The following is a 19,335-nucleotide window of genomic DNA, read 5'->3' on the forward strand; positions in this document are numbered from 1 at the left end:
AAAATACGGCCAATCCGTGGTGAGATGGGCGCGCCTGCGGGCGCTGAGCGGAAATCAGCCCAACAGACGCTGCGTCATCTCCGACAGGTCGCGGCTGAGGCCCGGCTGAGCGGCGATCCGCTCCAGCTCGCTGCGCATCTTCTCGCGCCGGCCTTCGTCATAGCGCGTCCACGTCTCGAAAGCGGTGGACATGCGGGCGGCGACCTGCGGATTGACCGGATCGAGCTTCAGGAGCCAGTCGGCATAGAAGCGATAGCTCGCCCCGTCCGCGCGGTGGAACCCCGCGTGATTGCCCGACAGCCCCGCCATCAGCGCGCGGAAGCGGTTCGGCGTCTTCCATGTGAAGAGCGGATCGCCGGTCAGCGCCCCCGCGCGCTCCAGCGCCGTCTCTGGCGGGCAATTGGCAAGCTGGACGAGGAACCACTTGTCCATCACCAGCCGGTCGCCCTGCCAGCGCTCGCGGAATTCGGCCATGGCGGCGGCGTCCTGCCCGGTCTGCACCAGAGCTGCGAGTGCGCCGAGGCTTTCGGTCATGTTCTCGGCCGAGGCGAAAAGCGCCCCCGCCCGTGCCCCGCCGTCGATGCGGTTCAGAAGCCGCAGGACCGCAAGGCGCAGCGCCCGCGGACCGGCCTGCTCGGGATCGGAGCTATAGGGGCCTGTCGCTTCGGTGCTGGTGAAGATTTCGGCCAGAAGCGTCTTATGCGCGCTCGCCAGATCGCGGGCGAGCCCTTCGCGCGCCGCGTAGATCGCCGCGGGATCGGGCGTCTCGCCCTGATCGTAGAGCGCCTGCGCGATGCTGTCCTCGGAGGGCAGGTTCAGGCACAGTGCACGGAAGGCCGGATCGGCGGTCTCGTCGCGCAGGAGCGCCCCGATCGCATCGGAGAAGGACGCGTCGGTTTCCTGTCCCAGCACCCGGCCGATCAGCACTTTCTGGGCCAGCGCGCGGCCGGCTTCCCAGCGGTTGAACGGGTCGCGGTCGTGGGTCAGCAGGAAGGCCAGCTCGGACGTGTCGACGTCGCGCTCCAGCCGCACGGGGGCGGAAAAGTCGCGCAGGATCGAGGGCACGGGGCGCGTCGCGAGCCCGTCGAAGGTGAAGCTCTGTTTCGCCTCGGTCATCTCCAGCACGGTGGAGGGCAGGACCTCGTCGCCATTCTCGGACAGAAGGCCGACTTCGATCGGGATGTGGCGCGGAAGCTTCTCCGACTGGCCGGGAGTGGGGCGCGTTTCCTGTTCGAATTCAAGCGTGTACGTGCCGTCCTTGAAGCTGTCGCGCACCCGCAGGGTCGGCGTGCCCGCATCGGTATACCAGCGCTTGAACTGGCTCAGATCGCGGCCCGAGCTGTCCTCGAAGACCTTCAGCCAGTCTTCGATCGTGCAGGCCTGCCCGTCATGGCGCTCGAAATAGAGATCCAGCGCGGCGCGGTAGCCCTCTGCGCCCAGCAAGCGGTGCAGCATGCCCACGATCTCGGCGCCCTTCTCATAGACGGTCGCGGTGTAGAAGTTGTTGATCTCGCGGTAATGATCGGGGCGCGGTGGGTGCGAGAGCGGGCCGCGATCCTCGCGGAACTGTCGTCCGCGCAGCGAGAGGACATCGTCGATCCGCTTCGTCGCATGGCCGCGCATGTCGCCGGTGAACTGCTGGTCGCGATAGACTGTCAGCCCCTCTTTCAGGCACAGCTGGAACCAGTCGCGACAGGTGATCCGGTTGCCGGTCCAGTTGTGGAAATACTCATGGGCGATGATACCCTCGATACGCTCGTAATCGGCGTCTGTCGCGGTCTCGGGCGAGGCGAGAACCCATTTGGAGTTGAAAATGTTCAACCCCTTGTTCTCCATCGCGCCCATATTGAAGTCATCGACGGCAACGATGTTGAAAATGTCCAAGTCGTATTCGCGCCCATAGGCCTCTTCGTCCCAGCGCATCGAGCGGTGGAGCGCCTGCAGGGCGAAGTCGCAGCGGTCCTCGTCGCCCGGACGGACCCAGATATTCGTCGCGACCTTGCGGCCCGACATCGTGGTGAATGTGCCCGAATGCGCGCGCAGGTCGCCCGCGACTAGCGCGAAGAGATAGGCGGGCTTGGGCCACGGATCGACCCATTCGGCATAGCCCTCGCGGCTCTCGACGAGATCGCCATTCGCCAGCAGCACCGGCTGGTCGCCGGTGATCGTGACGTGGAAGCGCGCCATCACATCGGGACGGTCCGGGTAGTAGGTGATCTTGCGGAAGCCCTCGGCCTCGCATTGCGTGCAATACATGCCGTTGGACATATAAAGCCCTTCGAGCGCGGTATTCTTCGACGGTGCGATCCGCGTGACGGTTTCCAGCGTGAAGGGCTGCGAGGGCAGAACGTTCGCCGGGATCGTCAGGCCTGTCTTTGTCAGTTCATAGTCGTCCGGCGTCAGCGCCCGCCCGTCCACTGCAACCGAGACAAGCTCCAGATCTTCGCCATCGAGTTCCAGCGCGGCCGCCTCCTGCCGGGGCGAAAAGGTGAGGCGCGCGCGCACTTCGGTCGCGTCCGGGTCGAGCGTGAAATCAAGCCGCACGGTCTCGAGGGTGAAGGGGTAGGGGCGGTAGTCGCTCAGGCGCTTGGCAGGGGCGTCGGCAGCCGTCAGTTCAGCGGACATTCTAACGATATTCCTAATTAACTTCGGGTTATTTCAGGTGGCGCGCGCCCGTGCGAAAGCAAGTTCGCCTTTGCGTGAGCCGCGCCTCTGATGTTCGGCGGGCGCGACCCGGTCTTGGCGTCGCAGTCCCGCAGCTGGCGGAACAGTATCTGGCCCGCTCGGGGTTTTCAAAGCGGTTTCGCGGACCGCTCTGAGAGACGCGGTGGCGCGCCGGGTGAACCCTAAGCGGGAGGGCTGCGTTACCTTGGGTGAAGGGGGCCTGTCCACCACGCAAGCGCCCGAGACGACCGGTGTCGGTACTGCTGAAAGCAATGGCGCGCCGACCGAGGCCGACCCGATCCAGCAGTGATGTCGATCGGGTGACGAGTGGCAGCGTTGTCCCTTGGGCGATCGGAGAGCCTATTCTCACCCGTTCTCCGTCTTGGCGTCTTCCCGCGCGCTGGCGGCAATCCGCTGGACATTCACGCTCAGCGGTTTCATCTAGTACGCGTCTAAGAAAACCGGGAGGGCACAATGGCACAGCGGGTCGCACGTAACGAACTGCAGGTGGCGGTCGAACTGGCCGCCTTCATCGAGGATCAGGCTTTGCCGGGGACCGGCGTCGCGCCGGAGCGCTTCTGGGAGGGGCTGTCGGACCTGCTGCATACGCAGGGACAGAAGAACCGTGCGCTGCTGGAGACGCGCGAGGCGATCCAGTCCAAGCTCGACGACTGGCACGCGCATCACCGCGCCGAAGGCTTTGATTTCGAAGACTATAAATCCTTCCTCAAAGAGATCGGCTACCTGCTGCCCGAAGGCGACGACTTCAAGATCGAGACGCCGGAAACCGATCCCGAATTCGCCACCGTCTGCGGTCCGCAGCTCGTCGTGCCGATCACCAATGCGCGCTATGCGCTCAACGCGGCGAATGCGCGCTGGGGCAGCCTTTACGATGCGCTTTATGGTACGGACGCGCTTGGCGATCTGCCGCAGGGCAAGGGCTATGACCCCGAACGTGGCGCGCGCGTGATCGAGCGCGCGAAGGCATTTCTCGATGAGGCGGTGCCGCTTGCAGGTGGCAGCTGGACCGGTGTGACCGCGCTGCGTGTCGAGAACGGCGTCTTCTTCGTGGAGAACGCGGTGGGCGAAACGGGGCTGGCCGATCCGGCGCAGTTCCTCGGGTTCAACATTTCCGACGAGGGCGCGCTGTCCGAGGTTCTGCTGGAAAATAACGGGCTGCATCTCGTGATCGAGATCGACCCTACCACCGAAGTCGGTCAGGCCGATCCCGCCGATATCGCCGATGTCATCCTCGAGGCCGCGATCAGCACGATCATGGATTGCGAGGACTCGGTCGCCTGCGTCGATGCCGAAGACAAGGTTCAGGCCTATGGCAACTGGCTGGGCCTGATGAAAGGCGATCTGCGCGAAAACGTCGTGAAGAACGGCGAGAAGACGGTCCGGCGGCTCGAAGGCGATTACCAGTTCACCGGCGGCGGTGGCGAGAAGATCACGCTGAAAGGCCGTTCGCTGATGCTGGTGCGCAATGTCGGCCACCTGATGACCACGCCCGCGATCCTGACCCGCGACGGCGAAGAGGCCTTCGAGGGCCTGATGGACGCGATGGTCACCACGCTTTGTGCGATGCATGACCTCAAGAAGACCGAAGGCCCGCGCAACTCGGTCACCGGCTCGGTCTATGTGGTGAAGCCGAAGATGCACGGCCCCGAAGAGGTCGCCTTCGCGACCGAGATTTTCGACGAGGTCGAAGAGGTTCTGGGCCTGCCGCGTTACACGGTGAAGCTGGGCATCATGGACGAGGAGCGCCGCACCTCGGTCAATCTCAAGGAATGCATCCGCGCCGCGAAGAACCGTGTGGCCTTCATCAACACGGGCTTCCTCGATCGCACGGGCGACGAGATCTACACGTCGATGCAGGCCGGTCCGATGCTCGCCAAGGGCGAGATGAAGGGCCAGCCGTGGATCGAAGCCTATGAGGATCGCAACGTCGATATCGGGCTGGCCTGCGGGCTGGCGGGCAAGGCGCAGATCGGCAAAGGCATGTGGGCGATGCCCGACCGGATGGCCGATATGCTCGAGGCCAAGGTCAATCACCCGCTGGCGGGGGCGAACTGCGCCTGGGTGCCGTCGCCGACGGCGGCCACGCTGCATGCCACGCATTACCACAAGGTCGATGTGAAACGTCGCCAGCAGGAGATCGCCGCGATGAACCGCCCGGTGCGGCTCGACGATCTGCTGACGATCCCGCTCGCACGCGGCAAGAACTACTCGGAAGAGGAAATCCGCACCGAGATCGAGAACAACGCGCAGGGCATCCTCGGCTATGTCGTGCGCTGGGTCGATCAGGGGGTGGGCTGCTCGAAGGTGCCCGACATTCATGACGTCGGCCTGATGGAAGACCGCGCGACCTGCCGGATTTCCAGCCAGGCGATCGCGAACTGGCTCGAGCATGGGCTGGTCAGCGAGGGTCAGGTGATGGAGGCGCTGCGCAAGATGGCCAAGGTCGTCGACCGCCAGAACGAGGGCGACCCGAACTACCGCCCGATGGCGCTCGGTTATGACGGATTCGCCTTCCAGGCGGCGTGCGATCTGTGCTTCCTGGGTACGGTCCAGCCCTCGGGTTATACGGAACCGGTGCTGCATCAGCGCCGCCTGCAAGTGAAGGAGGAACGCGCATGATCACGCTCGAACAAGCGCAGAAGATGATCGAGACCGCGCTGGCGCAAGGTGTGGAAGATGGGCTGAAACCGCTCTCGGCGATCGTGCTGGACGCGGGCGGCCACCCGCTGGCTTTCGCGCGCGCCGATGGCGCCGCGCCGGGCCGGTTCGAGATCGCGCAGGCCAAAGCCTACGGCGCGGTGATGCTGGGCATGGGCGGCAAGGCGCAGATGGCGCGGGCCGAAGCGCAGGCCTATTTCATGGCCGCCGTGAACGGCATCTATGACGGCAAGACCTGCCCGGTGCCCGGCGGCGTGCTGATCCGCGACGAGAGCGGGGCGGTGATCGGCGCGATGGGCGTCACCGGCGATACCTCGGACAATGATGCGAAAGTGGCCGTGGCCGGGATCGAGGCTGCGGGCTTCACCGCCGAGGACTGATCCTCTCGCAAGGTTCGATTTCGGGCGGTCCGGCAGGCGATGCCGGGCCGCCCGCGTCGTCTCTGCCTCCCGCGGCCCCCGCTCGGGCCATTGACGCGCCCGGCGCGCTCTGGCAGGGGAGAGCGCAAATAAGGACAATGAGAATGCACCTGTTTTCCGACATCCGCGCCGCGGTGATTGCGGCACTCGATCAGATGGTTTCCGAGGGCGCGCTGCCCGAGGGGCTGGACTACGCAAACGTCGCGGTGGAGCCGCCGCGCGATCCGCTGCATGGCGACATGGCGACCAACGCCGCGATGGTGCTGGCCAAGCCCGCCAAATCGAAGCCGCGCGACATCGCCGAGACGCTGGCGGGCAAGCTGGCCGCAGATGACCGGATCGTCAGCGCCGATGTGGCTGGTCCCGGCTTCATCAACCTGCGCCTCGATCCCAAGGTCTGGGCGGATGTGACACACGCTGTGCTCAAAGAGGGCGCGGATTACGGGCGTTCCGATCTGGGCAAGGGTGTGAAGGTCAACGTGGAATATGTCTCCGCGAACCCCACCGGCCCGATGCATGTGGGCCATACGCGCGGCGCGGTGTTCGGCGATGCGCTGGCGAGCCTGCTGGACTTCGCGGGCTATGACGTCACGCGGGAATATTACATCAACGATGGCGGTGCGCAGGTCGATGTGCTCGCCCGCTCCGCCTATGAACGCTATCGCGAAGCCTGTGGCCTCGAGCCGGAAATCCGCGAGGGGCTTTACCCGGGCGATTACCTGATCCCGGTCGGCGAGGCGATCAAGGCCAAGTATGGCGAGAGCCTGCTCGACAAGCCCGAGGAAGACTGGCTCGAAGATATCCGCGAATTCGCGACCGAGCAGATGATGGAGATGATCCGTGGGGATCTCGCCTGCCTCGGCGTGAAGATGGATGTGTTCTCCTCCGAGAAATCGCTCTACGGCACCGGCCAGATCGAGGCGGCGCTGAAGCGGCTCGAGGATCTGGGGCTGATCTACGAAGGCGTGCTCGACCCGCCGAAAGGCAAGCTGCCCGAGGATTGGGAGGAGCGGGAGCAGACGCTGTTCCGCTCCACCGATTATGGCGATGACGTGGACCGTCCGGTGAAGAAGTCGGATGGTTCCTGGACCTATTTCGCGCCCGATATCGCTTATCACTGGACCAAGATCGAGCGTGGCTACGATCTTCTGATCGACGTCTTCGGCGCCGACCATGGCGGCTACGTGAAGCGGATGAAGGCGGCCGTGGCTGCGCTCTCCAATCGCAAGGTGACGCTTGACATCAAGCTGATCCAGTTGGTGAAGCTATTCAAGAATGGCGAGCCCTTCAAAATGTCGAAGCGCGCGGGCACGTTTGTCACGCTGCGCGACGTGGTGGAGCAGGCGGGCGCGGATGTGACCCGCTTCCACATGCTCACCCGCAAGAACGACGCGCCGCTGGATTTCGATTTCGACAAGGTGCTGGAGCAGTCCAAGGACAACCCGGTCTTCTACGTGCAATACGCCCATGCCCGGGTCTGCTCGGTGCTGCGCAAGGCGGCGGAAGCGGGCTGGGACATGTCCGACGCGCGTCTGGCCGAGGTCGATCTGTCCGGCGAGTGGCATCCGTCCGAGCTGGAACTGGTCAAGAAGATCGCCGAATGGCCGCGTCTTCTGGAGATCGCGGCGCGCGCGAACGAGCCGCACCGGGTGGCGTTCTACCTCTACGATCTTGCCTCGGACCTGCACAGCCTGTGGAACCGTGGCAATGACGAGCCGGCCCTGCGCTTCCTGCAGGATGGCAATGAGGCCGCATCGGCGGCGAAAATCGCCCTTGCCCGTGCCAGCGCCGTTGTCATTTCCGCCGGTCTTGGTATTCTTGGCGTGACCCCGGCTGAAGAGATGCGATAAACGCACGCCGCCGGGAACAGGCAAATTCCGGGTCAACCGGGCAAGGCCGGGCAACCGGCGGCGAGGCGACGAGCATGACGACCTACGACTACCGCGAGAGTGGGGGTTACGGGCATGAACACCCGCAGCCCCATTACGCGCATCCCGAAGATCCCGCTCCTGAACGTGCGCCACGCGTCGTGTCGCGATGGGTCAATGTGGCCGGCGCGCTGACATCGGTCGCGATGATCGCGGGGCTGGTGGTCTGGGGCTACAAGCTGGCGATGCGCGATCTCAACGGCGTGCCGGTGATCCGCGCGATGGACGGACCCGCCCGCATCGCGCCCGAGGACCCGGGCGGCGAACTTGCGCGCCATACCGGTCTGGCCGTGAACGACGTAGCCGGCACGGGGCAGGCGGCGCCTGCGCCCGAGAAAGTGACGCTCGCGCCCAGCCCGGAAGGGTTCACCGACGATGACAAGCCGATGGGCGAGTTGGCGGCAGAGGCCAAGGTGGCAGGCGATGAGGCCAACACGGCGTCCAATCCGGCCGTAGAGGCCGCGATCGCCGCGCTCGAGCCTGCTGCGCTCAATGCCGATCCCTCGCAGGTGCAGGACGCGCCCGATATTCCCGTGAAGCCCGCGCTGATGAGCCCGGCCATGCCCGAGACGCGCCCCGACGCGGTCGCGCAGGAGGCAACGCCCGAGAGCGACGCGGTCAGCGGCGTGATCCCGGCCTCGGTGCCGGGCGTCTCGCGCTCGCCGCGCCCGCAGACCAAGCCGATGCGCGATCAACTTCTGGCGGCGGCGCTGGAGCAGGCGGTGACGAAACAGATGTCCTCCGGTCAGGCCGAGGCGGGCGTCGTTGACATCAACCCTGCGGATCTGGCGGCGGGCACGCGGCTCGTGCAGCTTGGCGCCTTCGACACCGAGGCCGCGGCCAAGGGCGAATGGGACCGCATCGCCAAGCGCTTCGACGCTCTGATGTCCGGCAAGAAGCGTGTGGTTCAGAAGGCCAGCTCCGGCGGGCGCGATTTCTATCGCCTGCGCGTCGCGGGCTTTGACGACGTGACCGAAGCGCGCCAGTTCTGCGCCGCCCTCGTGGCCGAGCGGCAGAACTGCATCCCGACGCAGGCGCGCTGATGGGCGTCGCCGCGATCTTCGGCTGCGAGGGGACCGAGCTCTCCGCGCGCGAACGCGACTTCTTCCGCGAGGCCGACCCGTGGGGCTTCATCCTGTTCTCGCGCAATGTCGACACGCCCGAGCAGGTCGCACGGCTGACCGATGCGCTGCGCGGGGCCGTGGGGCGCGATGCGCCGGTGCTGATCGATCAGGAAGGCGGTCGGGTGCAGCGGATGCGCGGTCCGCAATGGCGCGAATGGCTGCCGCCGCTGGAGCAGGCGAAGCGGGCAGGGGATGCGGCTCCGCGCTCGTTCTGGCTGCGCTCGCGGATCATGGCCGAGGAACTGCGTGCGGTCGGCATCGACGTGAACTGCGCGCCCACCTGCGATATCGCGGGGCTTCTGACCCATCCTTTCCTGCAAAACCGTTGTCTGGGCAAGGATGCGGCCACCGTGATCGCCAATGCCCGAGCCACGGCCGAGGGGCTGCTGGCGGGCGGTGTGCTCCCAGTCATCAAGCATATTCCGGGCCACGGCCGTGCGATCTCCGACAGCCACAAGGACCTGCCGGTGGTCGAAGCCTCCAAGGCCGATCTGATCGCGACTGATTTCGCACCCTTCAAGGCTCTGAACGATCTCCCGCTGGGGATGACCGCCCATATCCGCTTCACCGCGCTCGACGCGGCTCCTGCGACGCAGAGCGCGAAGATCATCAAGATCATTCGTGAGGAGATCGGCTTCGACGGGCTCCTGATGAGCGACGATATCGGGATGGAGGCGCTGGCGGGCGGCTTCGGGACACGCACGGCTGCCGCACTGGCGGCGGGCTGCGATCTGGTGCTCCATTGCAAGGGCGACATGCCCGCGATGGAAGAAGTGGCGATGGCGGCTCCGGCGATGAGCGAGGCGGCAAAGGCCCGCGCCGAGGCCGCGCTCGACCGGCGCTTGCCGCCCGAGACAGTTGACATGGCCGCGCTCGATGCCGAACTTGAGGCACTCTTGAGCGGCGGCATGGATGAGTGACACCGAAAACCTGTTCGACTCCCAAACGGTAGCGGATCGGCTTCAGGCCGAGGCGCTGATCGTCGATGTCGACGGGTTCGAAGGCCCGCTCGACCTTCTGCTGACGCTTTCGCGTAGCCAGAAGGTCGATCTGCGCAAGATTTCCGTGCTGCAACTGGCCGAGCAATATCTGGCCTTCGTCGATCGCGCCAAGGCGCTGCGCATCGAGCTGGCCGCGGATTACCTCGTGATGGCGGCATGGCTCGCCTTCCTGAAATCGCGCCTGCTGCTGCCGCCCGACCCGGAGGCCGAAGGCCCCTCGGCGGAAGATCTTGCCGAGCATCTGGCCTTCCAGCTGGAACGCCTGCAGGCGATGCGCGAGGCTGCGGCGCAGCTGATGGCGCGCGACCGGCTGGGGCGCGACACCTTTGCGCGCGGCATCTCGGAAGAGGTCGAGCGCGTCCGCAAGGTCACCTATTCGGCCTCGCTGATGGACCTGATGCAGGCCTATGCGCGCATCCGCACGCGCGACGAATTCCGCCCCTATGCGTTCGATCGGACCAATGTCTTCACGATGGAGGAGGCGCTGGACCGGATGCGCGGGCTGATCGGTTTCGCGGGCGGCTGGTCGGAGCTGACCACCTTCCTGCCCGACGGCTGGACTGCCGATCCCAAACGCCGACGCTCGGCCACCGCCGCGACCTTCGCGGCCTCGCTGGAGATGGCCAAGCAAGGCCAGATCGAGCTGCGCCAGAGCGATACGTTCCAACCCATTTCGATCCGGAAGAAGACATGAACGACGAGCCGGAACAGACTGAAGAAAAAGAAGAAACTCTTTTCGCGGCGCCGCCTATTGCCGAGCAGGAGCGGATGGTCGAAGCGATACTTTTCGCCTCTGCCGAACCCGTCCGTCTGCGCGAGATGGAAGAGCGGATGCCGCATGGCTGCGACCCCGCCGAGGCGCTCGTGCATCTGCGCAAGCGCTACGAGGGGCGCGGCGTGCGGGTGGTGAAGGTCGGCGATGCCTGGGCCGTGCGCACCGCGCCCGATCTCGCCTTCCTGATGCAGAAGGAGACGGTGGAGGAGCGCAAGCTGTCCCGCGCCGCCGTCGAGACGCTCGCGATCATCGCCTATCACCAGCCGGTCACCCGCGCCGAGATCGAAGAGATCCGCGGCGTCGCCGTCTCGCGCGGCACGATCGACCAGTTGCTGGAGATGGAATGGATCCGCTTCGGTCGCCGCCGGATGACGCCGGGCCGCCCCGTCACCTTCGTCGTGACGCAGGAATTCCTCGACCAGTTCAGCCTCGAGAGCGCCCGCGACCTGCCGGGCCTCAAGGAGCTGCGCGCCGCCGGTCTGCTGGACTCGCGCCCCCTGCCGGGTGCAGGCTCGGATGACGACGAGGAGGGCGAGGAGGACGAGGCCCAGACCGGCCAGTCCGAATTGTTCGAGGATTGACAGGGGGATATCCGATGAACTTCAACCAGATCATCAACATGGTCATCCGGATGTTCCTGCGCCGCGGGATCAACTGGGGGATCAACAAGGGCGTCGGCATGGCCTCGAAGCGGGGCGGCAAGGGCAAGGCCACGGGCCCGATGACGGCGCAGGAGCGCAAGGCCCAGCAGGGCGCGCGCGACGCGGTGAAGCGGGCACGGAAGGCGGCGCGGATCACGCGGCGCATGTGAGGGGCTCCGGCAGCTCGCGACGAGGCAGTTTTGCGGACAAAGTTGCCATTCGCCGCGAAAGCCGAACCTCCCGAAGAGGTCCGGCAAAGGGTCATTGCTCAAAGGAAGTGTGAGATCAGGACGGTGCCTTCTCCAAGGTAAGATGGGGTGTGCCATCCGACGTTCTGCTGTGGCTGCACCCATCTTCGCGCAGAGTGCCACGAATGCGGGACCGCCAATTCGAGAAGCTGTCGAACCGCACCGTGTCGATCGGCTTATCCAGCGCGATTTCGACCCGGCGATGCGCGGCGGGACCCGAAAGGGCGACGATCTTTCCGCTAAAGGCTTGTCCGAGGTAGTGTCCGGTCACCCGGTCGCCCAGGGCAAGTTCCGGTGGCGCATTGCGTTGACTGAGACGGGCGTGAAGCGTGTTCCAGTCCCGCGCCCCATGTTGCCGGGCGACGAGTTCGAGAGCCTGGGCATGACTGACGGTCATACCCTGGGCCTGCAAGGCCTGACGCAGTGCCTTGGCCTGCGTCTTGACGGTGTCGAGGGATGCTTGTGTCATGCGGCTTCCTTCGCGTGCGGCGTTGCGGAGATGGGCGCAGTGAGGCGGTTACGGACGACAAGGATCAAGGCCAGCGCAAACAGCGCAGCATCAGCGATGGGGAAGGCGAACCACAGGCCGTCGATCCCCGCCACTGCGTTCAGGACAAGCAGCAGCGCGGGCGTCAGCAGCCACGGCTTCGTCAGGGTGAGTGCTGCAGTCCGGAGCGGATACCCCATCGCTTGAAAATGCAGGGCGAGGACGAGGATGGGGCCGGTGACGACGTAGAGGGCCGTCATCGGCCTCAGGATCGCGGCAACTGCCGAGACGACCTCCCGGTCGTTCGAGAACATCGCGCCCAAGGGCTCGCCCAGAAAGGCTCCGGTGAGCGTCACACCAAGGCACCACAGGAACGCGCTTCCCATGGCAAGCCGCAAGGCTGCGCCCGCCCGATCCAGCCGGCCCGCGCCCGCGTTGTTGCCGGTGATGCTCTGGGTGGTCAGCGCGATCGCCATCTGTGGCAGGAAGGCCAGTCCGAGAATGCGTGTCACCACGCCGTAGGCCGCGATAAAGGTTGCATGGTTCGTGGCGGTGGTGCCGACGACGAGGAGGACCACGCTTGAAACCAAGGCCATCCCAATGAAGGTCAGGCACAAAGGGAGCCCGAGCGAGAAGATCTGCAGCCACCCCGACAGCCAGTTGTGGTGGCGGAGTGCCCTAAGGGGCAACAGGTCGCGATCGCGTTCCCGCAGGACCAGCAGCAGCGCGAGGCCGAGGGCCTGCGCCCCCACGGTGCCGATCGCAGAGCCCGCCACTCCCAATCCAAACAGCACGATCGCGATGTAGTTCGCCCCGATGTTCAGCAGATTCACGAGCACCGAGAGCATGGCGATCTGCCCTGCACGTCCCTCGTTGCGCAGGGCATCGGCGTGCAGACCCAAAGCGAACTGGATTGGCGCGCCGAGTATCAGGATCAGAAGGTAGCTCTGCGCCCCACCTGCGACCGCAGCGTTTCCGGCTGCGAGTGCGGAGATGATGACAGGCCCCACCGACAAAGCACCCGCGATAAGCGCCGCGCTGATGGCGAGGGCCAGCCCGTGGGCACCTGCGAAGACGGCTCCGGCCTGTGTGCGGGCGCCTGCGCCCAGATGGCGGGCGAGCAAGCTCGACATGCCGCCACCGGCCAAAGTCGTCAGTGCCGTGAGCAGCATGACGACCGGAAAGGCCAGGCTGACCGAGGCTAGGGCCTGGGCGCCGACGAAGCGCCCGACGAAGATCCCGTCTACGACGTTAAGCAGCCCACCCATCGACATGACCACCGCCATGGGCAGGGTATTCGACACGAACAATCGTCCGACGGGCTGTGTCAGGAGACGGTTTTCAATTGCAGTAGATGCAGGTCCAGCGGACATGGCTCACTCCTCCAGAGAGGCATTTCGGATCGGGAGGGAGCCTGCATTGCCCACCAGCGAAATGCTTCGAGGGTGAGATGTCGTCTTGTTCCGGGCTTCACCGTGACTCGCGTCCGCAGGCGGCAGGTGCCCGGCACCTACCGGCTTCTTAAGAGGGAACCCCATCAAGCGCAATAGGCATGCAAGGTCGCGCGACCGCGCGGCCCCGAGATGCATGAGTGTTACGCTATAAAGTCCAGACCCGGAGCTATGGGCTCAATCCGGACTCACCGCCCCTGACGTCGCGCCATGAAGGCGAGCCGCTCGAACAAATGCACATCCTGCTCGTTCTTCAGAAGCGCTCCGTGCAGTTTCGGCAGCAGGCTCGCGCCTTCGCGTTTGAGGTCTTCGGGGTTCAGATCCTCGGCCAGCAGCAGCTTCAGCCAGTCGAGCACTTCGCTCGTCGAGGGTTTCTTCTTCAGGCCCGGGGTCTCGCGGATCTCGTAGAACTGGCTCAGCGCCTCGGTCAGCAGACGGTCCTTGATGTCGGGGAAGTGGACGGCGACGATTTCGCGCATCACCTCCGGCTCGGGGAAGCGGATGTAGTGGAAGAAGCAGCGGCGCAGGAAGGCGTCGGGCAGTTCCTTCTCGTTATTCGAGGTGATGATGACGACGGGGCGGTGTTTGGCCCGGATCGTCTCGCCGGTCTCGTAGACGTGGAACTCCATCTTATCGAGTTCCTGCAGGAGGTCGTTCGGGAACTCGATATCGGCCTTGTCGACCTCGTCGATCAGCAGCACGACCTTCTTGCCCGCCTCGAAGGCCTGCCAGAGCTTACCCTTGCGGATGTAGTTTCTCACGTCGTTGACGCGTTCGTCGCCCAACTGGCTGTCGCGCAGCCGGCTCACCGCGTCATATTCATAAAGCCCCTGTTGCGCCTTGGTGGTGGATTTGATGTTCCACTCGACCATCTCCATTCCGAGGCTCTGCGCCACCTGCCGCGCGAGTTCCGTCTTGCCGGTGCCCGGCTCGCCCTTCACCAGAAGGGGGCGCTCCAGCGCCACGGCGGCATAGACCGCGACGGTCAGATCGGGCGGGGCGACATAGCTGTCGGTCGATTGAAATTGCACGGGGAACACGCTCCGGTTTCGAGATCGCTGCGCAATGATCTTGCGCAAATCGTTTGCAACCTATCTGCGCCAAAATGCTGCCGCAACCCGGGCGTAAGAATTGATGAGGAAACACGCAGTCCGGGCGAATGCGGACGTGACAACACTGTGTTCTTGGGGTATTGCCTCGCCCGAGGAGAGTTGGCCGATGGCGAATGACGATCATGGTGACGCCCCCGGCACGTATGAGAGGGCAGGTATGAGAGCTGAAGTATTCCTTCCGGATGATTATCGTCCGGCCGAGAATGAACCCTTCATGAATGACCGGCAGCTGGAGTATTTCCGCAGAAAGCTTCTGGCGTGGAAGGCCGAACTTCTCGAACAATCCGCTGAAACGCTCGAAGGTCTCGCGGAATCCGCGCGCAACGTTCCCGATATTGCCGACCGCGCCTCCGAGGAAACCGATCGTGCGCTGGAACTGCGTACCCGCGACCGTCAGCGCAAGCTGGTCAGCAAGATCGACTCGGCGCTGCGTCGGATCGACAATGGCGAATACGGCTATTGCGAGAAGACCGGGGAGCCGATCTCGCTCAAGCGTCTCGACGCGCGTCCGATCGCGACGATGACGCTGGAAGCGCAGGAAAAACACGAGCGCCGCGAACGGGTGCATCGCGACGACTGATCGCCTGCGCGGACTGCGTGTGGTGATGCACAAAACGCGCGTTGCCTTCGGGCGGGAAGGCGCGCAAAACAATTCGACACCGGCACCGCCAAGGTGCCGGTGTTCGCTTTTGAAGGAGGTCCCATGCTGATCGGGCGCAAGGTTACGGTTCTGGGTGCGGGGATCGCGGGGCTGACGGTGGCGCGGGCTCTGGCGATGCGCGGCGCGGATGTCGAGGTGCTCGAACAGGCCGAGGCGATCCGCGAAGTGGGCGCCGGGCTGCAGGTCTCGCCCAACGGGGCGGCGGTGCTGCGTGCGCTGGGTCTGGGCAAGGCGCTGGAGGCGGCGGGGCCGCGCGCCGAGGCGGTGCGGCTCGTCGATGGCGAGACCGGGAGCCAGGTGGCCAAGCTCGACATGGCGCGGCTGCGTCCCGATGCGGATTACCATTTCGTCCATCGCGCCCGGCTGATCGAGTTGCTGGCCGATGGGGCGCGCGAGGCGGGGGTGAAAATCCGCCTGCTGCAGCAGATCGAGCGGGTGAACCTCTCGGGGCCGCACCCGGTGCTGCACACCAAGCAGGGCGCCGAGATCGAGACCGACCTGTTGATCGGGGCCGACGGGCTCAATTCCAAGACGCGCGAGGCGCTTAACGGGCGGGTCGCGCCGTTCTTCACCCATCAGGTGGCGTGGCGCGCGCTGGTGCCGTGCGACGATTCCGAGCCGAAGATCGCGCAGGTCTTCATGGGCGCGGGCAAGCATCTGGTGAGCTATCCGCTGGGCCGGGGGCTGCGCAATGTCGTGGCCGTCGAGGAGCGGCATCGCTGGGTCGAGGAGAGCTGGGCGCTCGAGGATGATCCGATCAATCTGCGCACCGCCTTCGACGAATTTTGCCCGACCGTGCGCGGTTGGCTCGATCAGGTCGAGAAGGTGAACCTCTGGGGCCTCTTCCGTCATCCGGTGGCCGAGCGCTGGTTCGCGCCCGGTGTCGCGATTCTGGGCGACGCCGCGCATCCGACGCTGCCTTTCCTCGCGCAGGGGGCGGTGATGGCGATGGAGGATGCCTGGGTTCTGGCTGAGGCGCTCGCCAACTACGAGACCGACGAGGTGGCCTTCGCCGCCTATCAGAACGCGCGCTGGGATCGCTGCGATCAGATCGTGACAGCGGCAAACAAGAACGCGCGGAACTATCACCTCTCGGGGGCGCCGCGCACCTTTGGTCATCTCGCATTGCGTGCCGCCTCGCGGTTCACGCCGGAGCGGCTGGTGGGGCGGTTCGACTGGATCTATGGGTATGACGTGACGCAGCAGGCCGGGTAGGGCGTCTCTATGGGGCTCTGGCGCGGGGCGACCAGCCCCGGGCCGCGCCCGACCCTCCCCCCGGGAGGGCGCATTGGCGATGTCAGCGCGGGCACGACCGACCTGCGGGCTTGCGAGATAAAGTTCCAAGCCACAAAGTGCGACAAGCGCCCACCCGAGGCTCGGGCGCGACCCTCAGCCGCTCAGAGAGTGGCGTTCTGCCTTCGAGCGTTAGCCGGGGCGTCCTTCCACTGGAAGGCCGCTATTCCCGGCTCACCCCATCCGGAAATGCTTGGCGAGCTTCAGGCCCTGTCCCTGATAGTTCGAGGCGATGTCCTTGCCGTAAAGCTGGCGCGGCTCCTCGGCCATGCGCTCGTAGACGAGACGGCCCACGACCTGCCCGTGCTCGAGCGCGAAGGGGGCCTCGTGGCAGCGCACCTCCAGCACCCCGCGCGAGCCGGTGCCGCCGGCAGCGCCGTGCCCGAAGCCGGGATCGAAGAAGCCTGCGTAATGGACGCGGAATTCACCGACCATCGCCAGATAGGGCGCCATTTCGGCGGCGTGATCGGGCGGGATCGTCACGGCCTCTCGGCTCACGAGAATATAGAACGCGCCGGGATCGAGGATGATGCGGCCATCGGAGGCGCGCACCTCTTCCCAGAAATCGCGGGCCGGGTAATGGCCGATCTTGTCGATGTCGATCACCCCGGTATGGGGTTTGGCGCGGTAGCCCACCAGATCGCCTTCGGCAGGCTTCAGATCGACCGAGAAACCCAGGCCCTCGTCGATCACTGCGGGGCCATCCACGAGCGGTTCCTGCTGGTGCAGGATCTTCAGCTCGGCATCGCTCAGTACCGCCTGACCGGCGCGGAAGCGAATCTGGTTGAGCCGCATACCGGGTCGCACCAGAACCGAGAAACTGCGCGGGCAGATCTCGGCATAAAGCGGGCCGCTATAGCCTTCGGGGATTCGGTCGAACTCGGTGCCGTCATCGGTGATCAGGCGCGTGAGCAGATCGAGCCGCCCGGTGGAGCTTTTGGCATTGGCGACCGCCGTGACGCCCTCGGGCAGCGCGAGGGTCTCCATCAGCGGCACGAGATAAACGCAGCCCTTTTCCAGCACCACGCCGTCATCGGTCAGCGCCATGCGGTGCATCTCGAAATCATGCAGCCGGTGGGCGACCTTCTGCCCCTTGCCTGCGAGGAACGAGGCACGCAGCCGGTAGGCCACGGTGCCAAGCCGCAGGTCGAGGCTCGCAGGTTGGATCTGATCGGGGATGATGGCTGGCTCGGCGGCGATCTCACCGCGCGTGATCATGTCTTGCAGCATCGTGTCGGGTAGCACGCCGATGGTCATCCGATCCCTCCTCCGGATACACGAACGCCCACCCCGATGAAGAGGTGGGCGTTTGTCGAATTGGTCGGGCTGGCGAGATTCGAACTCACGACCTTCCGTCCCCCAGACGGACGCGCTAACCAGGCTGCGCCACAGCCCGACGAGGGGGATATAGTGCGAACCGGGCGGCGGGTGCAAGCAGTTAGTGAGAGAAATTTCACGCCAATTCGTCCGGGGTTAAGATCACTCATTCCGCTCGTGCGGAGCCATGCTGTGCGAGCCGCACCTGAAGGGCCTGCGCACGCAGGCGCAACATGCGCAGATCGCCCCGATCGGCGGGGCTCAGCCGCGCCGGATCGAGCGTACGCAGCCCATGCAAGAGCCGTGCGAGGTCCGGACGCGCGGCGATTTTCGCGGCGCGTTCCTGCGGCCCGCGGTCGATCGTCATGGCCACGACGGGGGCCATCGGCTCGGGGTCGGGTTCGACATCGAGGGCCATCGGGGCCTCTACGTCGTCATCCGACTCGTCCACTTCGGGGGATTCGCTGTAGGCGGTCTCCGGCTCTTCGAAGAAGGAAGGCTGCGAGGGGGCAGGGAAGGGTGTCACCGAGCCACCCTGATGGGCTTCGATGGGCGCTTCCTCAGAGGGGGCAAGATCGAGCAGTTCCTCGGGGCGCTCAGGAAGCGCCTCGGTCTGGGACTCGTCTTGAGCTGTAACCTGCGCGCTGTCCTCGAGAGAGGCCGCCTCTTGCGGGGCCTCCTCCTGCGGAGCGATTTCTTCCGGTGCTGCCTCGGTCGCCTCGGGAGCGGGCTCGCTCGGGGTCGCGTCCTGCACCAGAGGCTCCTCTTGCGGGGCCGGGCTGTGCGGAGGCGCGGCAACCGGGGCAATCGGCTCCGGAGCGCTCTGTGTGGCCTCATCGGCCTCGCGCTCGTCCTCGACGCTGACCTCGCCACGCGCAGCCACTTCGCGGATGCCTTCCTCGCGCAGCAGTTTCTGCACGCCGCGGATGGTCATGCCTTCGTCATGCAGCAGATGCTTGATGCCGCCCAGAAGCGCCACATCGGCAGGCCGGTAATACCGTCGCCCGCCGGCACGCTTGACCGGTTTCACTTGCGTAAACTTGCTCTCCCAGAACCGAAGAACATGGGTCGGCGTGTCGAGAAGGTCTGAAACCTCAGAGATCGTCCGAAACGCGTCGGCGGATTTACCCATCGGTAGGACCTGTCATTTGTTATCGGGTTACTTCGAGTTGCCCGCCGCCACGCGGTCCTTCATCAGATGCGAGGGACGGAAGGACAGCACGCGACGCGGAGAGATCGGAACCTCTTCGCCGGTCTTCGGATTGCGGCCCATGCGCTTGGCTTTCTCGCGCACCGAGAAGGTGCCGAACGAGCTGATCTTGACCGTCTCTCCCTCCACGAGGGCGTCGGACATATGCTGCAGCACGCTTTCGACGAGCTGCGCCGATTCATTGCGCGACAATCCGACTTCGCGGAACACCGCTTCGCTCAGATCCATGCGCGTCAGGGTCTTCGACATCCTATCCCCCCGGATAAAGAGTTTGGCTAACAGTGACCGACCGTAATTCCCGAGTCAATATCAAGCACTTGGCGGA

The 19,335-nt window shown here is 65.3% G+C and carries 17 protein-coding genes and 1 tRNA gene; 10 read left to right on the forward strand and 8 right to left on the reverse strand.

All coding sequences use genetic code 11. The features are described from left to right. Positions 1 to 54 precede the first annotated feature (54 nt). On the reverse strand, positions 55 to 2,625 hold the full coding sequence (gene pepN / locus F8R15_RS16350; RefSeq protein ID WP_152845304.1) for an aminopeptidase N: 2,571 nt from the start codon (positions 2,623 to 2,625) through the stop codon (positions 55 to 57). A gap of 513 nt (positions 2,626 to 3,138) precedes the next feature. Here pepN and F8R15_RS16355 point away from each other — a divergent pair. The 8 genes from F8R15_RS16355 to F8R15_RS16390 all read left to right on the forward strand — a co-directional run bounded on the left by F8R15_RS16355 (position 3,139) and on the right by F8R15_RS16390 (position 11,401). Continuing rightward, the gene (locus F8R15_RS16355) at positions 3,139 to 5,304 is read left to right on the forward strand and encodes a malate synthase G (RefSeq protein ID WP_152845305.1); all 2,166 of its coding nucleotides are present in this window, start codon (positions 3,139 to 3,141) and stop codon (positions 5,302 to 5,304) included. Beyond that, positions 5,301 to 5,723, forward strand: a complete 423-nt coding sequence (locus F8R15_RS16360) for a heme-binding protein (RefSeq protein ID WP_152845306.1) — start codon at positions 5,301 to 5,303, stop codon at positions 5,721 to 5,723. Before F8R15_RS16355 ends, F8R15_RS16360 begins: the two co-directional genes overlap by 4 nt. 143 nt (positions 5,724 to 5,866) lie before the next feature. After that, positions 5,867 to 7,612 carry an arginine--tRNA ligase gene (gene argS / locus F8R15_RS16365; protein WP_152845307.1) on the forward strand — a complete coding sequence of 582 codons (1,746 nt, stop codon included), beginning with the start codon at positions 5,867 to 5,869 and terminating at the stop codon, positions 7,610 to 7,612. Between the two features lie 74 nt (positions 7,613 to 7,686). Then, positions 7,687 to 8,733, forward strand: coding sequence for an SPOR domain-containing protein (locus tag F8R15_RS16370; protein WP_152845308.1), 1,047 nt, complete (start codon positions 7,687 to 7,689; stop codon positions 8,731 to 8,733). After that, positions 8,733 to 9,734 (forward strand): beta-N-acetylhexosaminidase, encoded by a 1,002-nt coding sequence (nagZ, locus tag F8R15_RS16375; RefSeq protein ID WP_152845309.1) that lies wholly within the window; start codon positions 8,733 to 8,735, stop codon positions 9,732 to 9,734. The genes F8R15_RS16370 and nagZ overlap by 1 nt, the downstream gene beginning before the upstream one ends. Next, a complete protein-coding gene (locus tag F8R15_RS16380; RefSeq protein WP_078522820.1) occupies positions 9,727 to 10,509 on the forward strand; it encodes a ScpA family protein in 783 nt (260 codons plus the stop codon). The genes nagZ and F8R15_RS16380 overlap by 8 nt, the downstream gene beginning before the upstream one ends. After that, positions 10,506 to 11,171 (forward strand): SMC-Scp complex subunit ScpB, encoded by a 666-nt coding sequence (scpB, locus tag F8R15_RS16385; protein ID WP_078547427.1) that lies wholly within the window; start codon positions 10,506 to 10,508, stop codon positions 11,169 to 11,171. Before F8R15_RS16380 ends, scpB begins: the two co-directional genes overlap by 4 nt. 14 nt (positions 11,172 to 11,185) lie before the next feature. After that, positions 11,186 to 11,401, forward strand: coding sequence for a hypothetical protein (locus F8R15_RS16390; RefSeq protein WP_152845310.1), 216 nt, complete (start codon positions 11,186 to 11,188; stop codon positions 11,399 to 11,401). 115 nt (positions 11,402 to 11,516) lie between these two features. Here F8R15_RS16390 and F8R15_RS16395 read toward each other — a convergent pair whose 3' ends face one another. From F8R15_RS16395 to F8R15_RS16405, 3 genes are all read right to left on the reverse strand, one after another. Continuing rightward, complete coding sequence (locus tag F8R15_RS16395) at positions 11,517 to 11,948, reverse strand: glyoxalase superfamily protein (RefSeq protein ID WP_152845311.1); 432 nt, start codon at positions 11,946 to 11,948, stop codon at positions 11,517 to 11,519. After that, on the reverse strand, positions 11,945 to 13,270 hold the full coding sequence (locus F8R15_RS16400) for an MATE family efflux transporter (RefSeq protein WP_368731084.1): 1,326 nt from the start codon (positions 13,268 to 13,270) through the stop codon (positions 11,945 to 11,947). The genes F8R15_RS16395 and F8R15_RS16400 overlap by 4 nt, the downstream gene beginning before the upstream one ends. A 335-nt stretch (positions 13,271 to 13,605) precedes the next feature. Continuing rightward, complete coding sequence (locus tag F8R15_RS16405) at positions 13,606 to 14,448, reverse strand: AAA family ATPase (RefSeq protein WP_368731085.1); 843 nt, start codon at positions 14,446 to 14,448, stop codon at positions 13,606 to 13,608. A gap of 238 nt (positions 14,449 to 14,686) precedes the next feature. Here F8R15_RS16405 and dksA point away from each other — a divergent pair, with 238 nt between their 5' ends. Further along, positions 14,687 to 15,109, forward strand: a complete 423-nt coding sequence (gene dksA, locus F8R15_RS16410; protein ID WP_078522815.1) for an RNA polymerase-binding protein DksA — start codon at positions 14,687 to 14,689, stop codon at positions 15,107 to 15,109. A 123-nt stretch (positions 15,110 to 15,232) separates the two neighbouring features. Next, positions 15,233 to 16,405 (forward strand): FAD-dependent monooxygenase, encoded by a 1,173-nt coding sequence (locus F8R15_RS16415; RefSeq protein WP_152845313.1) that lies wholly within the window; start codon positions 15,233 to 15,235, stop codon positions 16,403 to 16,405. Between the two features lie 252 nt (positions 16,406 to 16,657). Here the strand turns inward: F8R15_RS16415 and F8R15_RS16420 are convergent, their stop codons facing one another. The 4 genes from F8R15_RS16420 to ihfA all read right to left on the reverse strand — a co-directional run bounded on the left by F8R15_RS16420 (position 16,658) and on the right by ihfA (position 19,259). Next, positions 16,658 to 17,740, reverse strand: coding sequence for a 2'-deoxycytidine 5'-triphosphate deaminase (locus tag F8R15_RS16420; RefSeq protein WP_152845314.1), 1,083 nt, complete (start codon positions 17,738 to 17,740; stop codon positions 16,658 to 16,660). Positions 17,741 to 17,801: 61 nt separating this feature from the next. Next, a tRNA-Pro gene (locus F8R15_RS16425) sits at positions 17,802 to 17,879 on the reverse strand. Positions 17,880 to 17,966: 87 nt separating this feature from the next. After that, positions 17,967 to 18,932 carry a MerR family transcriptional regulator gene (locus tag F8R15_RS16430; protein WP_152845315.1) on the reverse strand — a complete coding sequence of 322 codons (966 nt, stop codon included), beginning with the start codon at positions 18,930 to 18,932 and terminating at the stop codon, positions 17,967 to 17,969. Between the two features lie 27 nt (positions 18,933 to 18,959). After that, positions 18,960 to 19,259 (reverse strand): integration host factor subunit alpha, encoded by a 300-nt coding sequence (gene ihfA, locus F8R15_RS16435; protein WP_075775489.1) that lies wholly within the window; start codon positions 19,257 to 19,259, stop codon positions 18,960 to 18,962. Positions 19,260 to 19,335 lie beyond the last annotated feature (76 nt).

Origin of the sequence: Thioclava sp. JE_KL1, from assembly GCF_009296265.1 — a bacterium.
Taxonomy (GTDB): Bacteria; Pseudomonadota; Alphaproteobacteria; order Rhodobacterales; family Rhodobacteraceae; genus Thioclava.

What these genes read in the sequence shown, in the direction of transcription:
- pepN (WP_152845304.1), bottom strand. Translation starts at nt 2,625, where the DNA reads ATGTCCGCTGAACTGACGGCTGCCGACGCCCCTGCCAAGCGCCTGAGC.
- F8R15_RS16355 (WP_152845305.1), top strand. Translation starts at nt 3,139, where the DNA reads ATGGCACAGCGGGTCGCACGTAACGAACTGCAGGTGGCGGTCGAACTG.
- F8R15_RS16360 (WP_152845306.1), top strand. Translation starts at nt 5,301, where the DNA reads ATGATCACGCTCGAACAAGCGCAGAAGATGATCGAGACCGCGCTGGCG.
- argS (WP_152845307.1), top strand. Translation starts at nt 5,867, where the DNA reads ATGCACCTGTTTTCCGACATCCGCGCCGCGGTGATTGCGGCACTCGAT.
- F8R15_RS16370 (WP_152845308.1), top strand. Translation starts at nt 7,687, where the DNA reads ATGACGACCTACGACTACCGCGAGAGTGGGGGTTACGGGCATGAACAC.
- nagZ (WP_152845309.1), top strand. Translation starts at nt 8,733, where the DNA reads ATGGGCGTCGCCGCGATCTTCGGCTGCGAGGGGACCGAGCTCTCCGCG.
- F8R15_RS16380 (WP_078522820.1), top strand. Translation starts at nt 9,727, where the DNA reads ATGAGTGACACCGAAAACCTGTTCGACTCCCAAACGGTAGCGGATCGG.
- scpB (WP_078547427.1), top strand. Translation starts at nt 10,506, where the DNA reads ATGAACGACGAGCCGGAACAGACTGAAGAAAAAGAAGAAACTCTTTTC.
- F8R15_RS16390 (WP_152845310.1), top strand. Translation starts at nt 11,186, where the DNA reads ATGAACTTCAACCAGATCATCAACATGGTCATCCGGATGTTCCTGCGC.
- F8R15_RS16395 (WP_152845311.1), bottom strand. Translation starts at nt 11,948, where the DNA reads ATGACACAAGCATCCCTCGACACCGTCAAGACGCAGGCCAAGGCACTG.
- dksA (WP_078522815.1), top strand. Translation starts at nt 14,687, where the DNA reads ATGAGAGCTGAAGTATTCCTTCCGGATGATTATCGTCCGGCCGAGAAT.
- F8R15_RS16415 (WP_152845313.1), top strand. Translation starts at nt 15,233, where the DNA reads ATGCTGATCGGGCGCAAGGTTACGGTTCTGGGTGCGGGGATCGCGGGG.
- F8R15_RS16420 (WP_152845314.1), bottom strand. Translation starts at nt 17,740, where the DNA reads ATGACCATCGGCGTGCTACCCGACACGATGCTGCAAGACATGATCACG.
- F8R15_RS16430 (WP_152845315.1), bottom strand. Translation starts at nt 18,932, where the DNA reads ATGGGTAAATCCGCCGACGCGTTTCGGACGATCTCTGAGGTTTCAGAC.
- ihfA (WP_075775489.1), bottom strand. Translation starts at nt 19,259, where the DNA reads ATGTCGAAGACCCTGACGCGCATGGATCTGAGCGAAGCGGTGTTCCGC.